This window comes from Bradyrhizobium genomosp. I (2014) (assembly GCF_000261685.1).
Lineage (GTDB): Bacteria > Pseudomonadota > Alphaproteobacteria > Rhizobiales > Xanthobacteraceae > Bradyrhizobium.
The window spans coordinates 1-5927 of sequence record NZ_AJQE01000446.1 but is presented as its reverse complement, the minus strand read 5'-3'; the positions used below and the strand labels follow the sequence as shown (position 1 = coordinate 5927).

The following is a 5927-nucleotide window of genomic DNA, read 5'->3' as shown; positions in this document are numbered from 1 at the left end:
CGTGTAAGGGCCGTATTCACGTGGACAGCCTCCGCAACTGCTCAATCCGTGATTGTCTCCTCGGCCAATCCGTGGGGCAACACCGTCACCGCGGCAGCAGCAGCGGCGCGAGCGCGTACGCCTCTGGTACGTGGCCGCGACCCGGGCGCGCGACCTGCTGATCCTGCCTAGGCACTCCGCCGACCTGTCGGACAAGTGCTGGGCGAAGCTCGTCGATTTGGGCCTGGCTGGTCTCCCGGCGATCAACCCGAACGACGTCGGCACCGCGAAGGAAAGGAACGTCACGCCGCTAGAGAACGGGCAGACCCGCGAGACCTTCGCCGCCGAGGCGACCGCTATCTTCGATGTGCGCAAGACCGTGATCTGGCGTCGCCCGAGCCGGAGCGAACTTGATCAGGTGGACGAGCCAGAAGCGAAGATCGAAAGCGGGGAAATTCCGGAAACCGGCGCTGCGGAGCCTGCTGCCGTTCTCAGAAGTTCGACGCGTGGCACCATCCTTCACAAGCTAATCGAGGAGGTGCTGACCGGAGAAGCCTGCGACGCCAGGGCGGACTTGAAACGCGGGCTGCGGAACTGATCCGGCAGATGGGGCACGAACCGGCGGAGGATCCGAAGATGGGCATCAGCGCCGTCGAACTGACCGCCACGGTGCTGCGGACGCTCGCTCTTCCGGACGTCGTGACGCCGCGACCGCGTCTCGCCCCCGAGCTCCCGTTGTTCGGAAGCCAGACTCACGAAGGCGGCAAGGTCCTGCTCTCCGGACAGGTTGACGCGATCGCGTTCGACGAGGCCGGCGCCATCGACGCGGTCGTCGATTGGAAGAGCGACGTGGCTCCGGATGCGCCGAGCATCGGCCACTACAGACAGCAGATCGCCGACTATCGGAAGCAGACGAACCTAAGCGGGACAGGTCGTCGATGTGACTTGAGCCCCCGCGGCTGCTGCTCAGGATCCAAGCGCCGTCTCTGCCGGCCTGGTCTACCTTGCCGAGCTGCGGTTGCTCACGCTTGGCTGAGATCGAATCTGAAAGTTCTCCGCAGTTTCACGGATTTCGAAATTGATCGGTCCAGGTCGCCCGTCCGGAGTTCGGGCCCACAGGTATGCGGAGCCTTCATCCAGCACGATCGACTCGACCGAGAAGCCTGCACGCTTAACCAATCCGGCGAGATCGTCCGGCGGGATGAGGCCGTAGAAGGAATGGCCCCTAAGCGAGTCCATGAGGAAGCCGTTGCCGTATGGTTGACAATTCGGGAGATTCTGCATCCTTGTAAAATCAGAATTGCGATAGAGCGTCACAAACAAGCAAGTGCCGTTTGGCTTTAGCTTAGCTCTCATCAGTTGAACGATGCCAAGTCTCACGCTTGCCGATGGGATCACAGAAAGAACGTTTATGCAGAAGCCGCGGTCGTATCTCCGGTCATGGGAGGCAAACTGACCCACGGTGAGGGCGTGGACGTGATTTGATTTGCCGACGTAATCGCGGATGGTGGTCGAACGACCGCGGATCATTTGACCCCTTGAAAGCTGCACTTCCGAATCCACCAACGCAAGTTCGCCGGTGGTTTTGGCTATTGCCCGTTCGTAACGCAGTTTGCCGCAGCCAAAGTCGAAGCTGGAATGAATTGGCTCGAGACGCGAGATCAGCTTCTTAAGATAGGCCGAACTCTGTGTTTCCGGCTTGGCTGCGTTTTCGTTCCGGACGATGATATCCTTCCCGATCTTGTACCACATCAGATGGCCGCCTCTGTGAATGCTTGGCGGTTGCCTGCACTTGCCTCGGCATTCCCGGCTATCTGTTGGATCTGGGGATCCGCCCTTCGTTCCAGCAATCCATACCGAAGATGTATAAATAGAAGCGCGGCCATCGAGGCGGTCCAAAAAATGATCAGAAACCAAGCTGCCCTGGCGAAGGCGGATAAGACCGCGAAGCCTGTGAGTATGAAGAGCCACTCCAAGGCAACCCAATATGTGCCAAGCCTCCAATGCGCTTTCGATGTCGTGCTTGTCGACGAGCGGATGTTCGCTTCGGCTGGACGCGTATTTGTAGAACGTCGCTCTCACGAGGGGATGGCGGTCGCGTTTGAGATTTGCCACCTGACGGGCCGACATCTGCGCACCCGACATGACAGCCAGAGGGAGAAGGATGTTAGCGCGGTCGAACCTCGCCCTGATCTTAAATATGTCCGAAATCCGATCATGGAATCGGGTGACCCTGCTGAAGATGAGCACCAGCAAAGCAAGCGCGAAGCCGCCCACGTTCACCTCAGGAGCTTTAATAGCCGTGGCGAATTCCTTGACGCCGGGCAGATGCTCAACTCGCAAGAAAAGACCGTTAATCCAAGGATCGTACCTCACCAGGAACGAGCAGGCTAAGGTCAGCCAGAAATCCGCCAAAGCGTTCTTCTAGAGCATCTCAGAATAGTTCTTCGGCCCGAAGAAGGGCATCAGAACGCGAAGGATCGAATCCATGCCGCCCCCGAGGTTGTTAAGACCGGTCCATAAACGGCTTGATTGAGTCAGAAAAGTAGCCGACGGTCAACGGATAAGGTGATGGCCGAAGGGAGGAAACACCCTCCCTCGGACGCTTCCCGAGTCGAGTAAGCTCGCGTCTTTGGATCGCCAGTCGTGTGGGGCACGCCGGCTTTTCGGAAGCGACTTGCTCGGCCCAGTTATCCAGCGACGCGTCGGCCTTGCGGAAAAGGGCCGCGCGAACCGGATCATGCAGCATGATCTGCTTCAGCGCCCGGCCAGCTATCGAATCCTTGAACTGAAGTTGATGACCAAGGAAGTTCCTTCGATGGAGGCCGAATTCGTGGTTCAGAAGGCGCACGTCGTCGGAGTGAAGGTATCCTAGAAACATACGTGGCTCGCGCGCGGTGTCGTGACAGACGGCCCAGCCCCGCGGGCCTGAAATCATGCCGCGACGCTGCCAGCCATCTTCGGCGTAGCAGAGACACGGCAGGGCGAATGCCTCGCGATGAGGTCAACACTGGACTCGCGACCGCTCGAGTTCTGCATCTGCAGCACCACGCGTCCGGTCTCGACCATGGCGCGAAACGCGACGCCGGCGACTTCCTGTTCATGGAACACGAACGTCGATGCTGGCTGCTTCATGTCGTCCTCGATGGCGATTGGATGGGAGGTGCAGGCGTTGCAGACGCGACGAAGCTGATTAGACCCCCTCACTTTTTCGGACCCCATTCGGCAGGCTGATCAGGGAGTTCTGAGATCGAGTCGATTCGAAAACGAAATCGAGTCGTTTTCAAAGTGTTCGCACATATTTGTGTGAGGCCACTTTGAAAACGACTCGGCTATCCCGTTGATATTCCTGGAGCTCGCGTTTTGAGAACGACTCGATTGCGACTTTAAGAACGACTCGATGACCCGACTTCCGCTTCAAGACCGATTCGATTGTACATCTAGTTGATATTGAAATCCTTTTTTGCACCCCTTTTACTCCCAGACCGTACGGTAGGGTCGCAGTCTGGAACAAACGGGATCAGCTAAAGGCCGGATCCCGCCGTTCGTAGCTTGCGCCGGGCTTAGTCATCACTACCCATGCGATCCGCGCAATCTTTGCCGCCAAGGCGACGGTGACCTTGTTAGTGTGCATGCGTGCCTGAAGTCCATCAAGCCAGGCGCCAAGGTGATATCGCGAGCGATCAAGATGTGTCACGCAGGAGCGGGCGCCGTGGATGATCATCCGGCGCAGATATCGGTTGCCGCGCTTGCTTATCCCCAGGAGCTTCGTTTTGCCTCCCGTAGAGTATTCTCTAGGAACAAGACCCAGCCAAGCTGCCATATCGCGGGCCTTTTTGAACTGTGGGGCAGATCCAGCTGCTGCCAAAAGCGCTGTCGCCGCGAGTGGCCCAATGCCCGGGATAGTCATTAATCGACGTGCAGTATCGCTTTGAGAGGCAATCGCCTCAATCTCGCGGTTGACTTCAGCAATCCGCAGCTCCAGCTGCCGCAGCTCGTCGAATGTAGATGCAAGAATGCGACGCATGGCCGACGTTAGATCATTCGATTCATCTGCCAAAACCCTCGGCAGATCTGCCTTGAACTTGCCGGCGCCCTGGTGAATAGCGATCCCATATTCAAGGCAAAAAGCGCGCATCTGATTTATGAGGCACGTCCGTTGCGAAATCATCCTATCGCGAACACGATGCAGCGCTTGCAGGTCAATGTGTTCGGGCGACCGTATTTCGACGAAGCGCATTGTTGGTCGCGTCACTGCTTCCGCGATCGCTGCGGCATCGATGATGTCACTTTTGTTGGACTTTACATAAGGCTTGACGAATTGAGCCGGAATAATGCGGACGGTATGCCCCATCGCGGCGATCTTGCGTGCCAACCATTGCGAGCTGGCCTTCCAATTGTAGATCGTCGCTTCGGAGACCCCGTGCTTGCGAGCTAGGTCGGCCGTCTTCGCCCCGGCCTCATGCGCCTTCGACACTGCGATAATCTGCTCTTCCGTGAACCTTGCTCGCTTCATCTGTCCGTCCTTCTTCGGGGCGGACTCTGAATCCTTCTGGAGGAAATGCTCAGTGGCAAGTCACGCCAACGAAAAGAAGCGTTGGTTGCGCAGCCGCGCCAAAATCCATCGCTGCGCGACTTGCACCGCAACTTCGACCTTTGCCTTATCTTTTGGGCGCCGCGGCCGGGCTGCGAGATGGCCGTGCCGTAATGGCTTGCCATCTCGGCATAGGTTCGGTTGAGGCCGGGATCGTGGCGGTCGGGATGTGAGCGGCAAGCCAAGGCCGTCAGTCAGCGTGGCTCATTGGCATAGCGCAGCTCACCTTACCGCCCGCGCGGACTTCACTTCGAAGTCACGGACCAGTTGTTGAAATTGAAGTTCTTTCCCCCCGGGGACGAGGTAATCTCGACGCCGTATTGGACGCTACCGACGTTTATGTCGCCAAAGTACCCCTTCGACTTGATCCACTGCAGGATACTCTTGATGTCCACTGTCCCGCTGTTGGTCTTCGAAGTGCGCAGCAATGAGATGACCTTGTGACCATCGGAGCCTTCGCCTTCAAACACGTTCCAAGTCGCCCCGCCTACATTGACATTGCTGTAGACCGGAATCGCCGCACCGGAAGGGGCATAATGATATGAAATGGGCTTAACGTTGCCGCTCCCGTCCGAGTTTCCGGTGTAGTTTGTCCAGAGCATTATCTCATGTCGGTCTGAGCTGTCCCAGATATCGTAGGCGACATCCCAGGCGCCGCCAGTGGGAACTTCCTGATTGAAGCTCGAGCTCAGAGTGTTGATTGAGCTGAGCGGTTTCCCGATATTGAAAGCCACGTGCGGATAGCTCTTGATGCCAGGAGTATTGGGCTGGTTCGACCACACGCTCCACCGGTTGGCTGCACTCACCGAAATCGTCTGAGGCCCAGGGTGCGGGCCCCATACGTCGTTGTTCCAAGAGTAGCCATCGCGTGAAAAGCTTCCGTATGGAGCGCTCGAACGCCAAATCGGCGTCTGTGCCGACACAGGCCCGGCAGATGATAATGACCGGGCTTCATTCGCGGCCTGCCTAAATAGATCATGATCCTCCTGTGTCCGGACGTAACCCGTTGGAGACCCTTGCGCGCCGGCACCGCTTATCCGATTGGAATCCATAAAGCTCTCCTTTCTGATAACAAAATCTCCTGCAGATCCACTAGCGGGCCCCCTAGTTCAGCATGGGCGGCATCGGCATCTAGAGACCGGGCTTGAATGCTAGGAAGGTTGGCTTTCGAGAAGCTGACGAGCTCGGGAAGAAGGGTGGACCCGCGCCCGGATTTGCCGTCTTTCGGATGACAGCAGCCTGGCTGAGACAGTGGCAACGATTGTCCGTCGTCAGACAATTTGAGACTGATCAGGCTTTTCGAGAAGGGAGGCTCTGGCTCATCAGGGGGCATCGTCAACTTAATCGACCGCCG

At 57.7% G+C, this 5927-nt stretch carries 6 protein-coding genes and 1 pseudogene; 2 read left to right on the top strand and 5 right to left on the bottom strand.

Features of this window, described 5'->3' with window-relative positions; all coding sequences use genetic code 11:
* The first annotated feature begins 130 nt into the window (after positions 1-130).
* Positions 131-577 carry a hypothetical protein gene (locus IC50_RS41885; RefSeq protein ID WP_014498031.1) on the top strand — a complete coding sequence of 149 codons (447 nt, stop codon included), beginning with the start codon at positions 131-133 and terminating at the stop codon, positions 575-577.
* Between the two features lie 401 nt (positions 578-978).
* Here the strand turns inward: IC50_RS41885 and IC50_RS43630 are convergent, their stop codons facing one another.
* Positions 979-2394, bottom strand: coding sequence for a hypothetical protein (locus IC50_RS43630; protein ID WP_223153753.1), 1416 nt, complete (start codon positions 2392-2394; stop codon positions 979-981).
* Between the two features lie 262 nt (positions 2395-2656).
* On the opposite strand from IC50_RS43630, the gene IC50_RS42270 reads away from it, so the two are divergent.
* Positions 2657-2854 (top strand): hypothetical protein, encoded by a 198-nt coding sequence (locus IC50_RS42270; protein ID WP_018648883.1) that lies wholly within the window; start codon positions 2657-2659, stop codon positions 2852-2854.
* Positions 2855-2913: 59 nt separating this feature from the next.
* Here the strand turns inward: IC50_RS42270 and IC50_RS37640 are convergent, their stop codons facing one another.
* The 4 genes and pseudogenes from IC50_RS37640 to IC50_RS37630 all read right to left on the bottom strand — a co-directional run bounded on the left by IC50_RS37640 (position 2914) and on the right by IC50_RS37630 (position 5625).
* The gene (locus tag IC50_RS37640) at positions 2914-3114 is read right to left on the bottom strand and encodes a hypothetical protein (RefSeq protein ID WP_035668701.1); all 201 of its coding nucleotides are present in this window, start codon (positions 3112-3114) and stop codon (positions 2914-2916) included.
* A gap of 385 nt (positions 3115-3499) precedes the next feature.
* Positions 3500-4495, bottom strand: coding sequence for an IS110 family transposase (locus tag IC50_RS37635; RefSeq protein WP_011084472.1), 996 nt, complete (start codon positions 4493-4495; stop codon positions 3500-3502).
* Positions 4496-4558: 63 nt separating this feature from the next.
* Positions 4559-4737: pseudogene (locus tag IC50_RS39925) on the bottom strand (IS21 family transposase); the annotation flags it as partial.
* A gap of 81 nt (positions 4738-4818) precedes the next feature.
* Entirely contained in the window at positions 4819-5625 is an 807-nt protein-coding gene (locus IC50_RS37630; RefSeq protein WP_011084471.1) for a glycoside hydrolase family 12 protein, read from the bottom strand.
* Positions 5626-5927 lie beyond the last annotated feature (302 nt).

What these genes read in the sequence shown, in the direction of transcription:
- IC50_RS37640 (WP_035668701.1), bottom strand. Translation starts at nt 3,114, where the DNA reads ATGAAGCAGCCAGCATCGACGTTCGTGTTCCATGAACAGGAAGTCGCC.
- IC50_RS37635 (WP_011084472.1), bottom strand. Translation starts at nt 4,495, where the DNA reads ATGAAGCGAGCAAGGTTCACGGAAGAGCAGATTATCGCAGTGTCGAAG.
- IC50_RS37630 (WP_011084471.1), bottom strand. Translation starts at nt 5,625, where the DNA reads ATGGATTCCAATCGGATAAGCGGTGCCGGCGCGCAAGGGTCTCCAACG.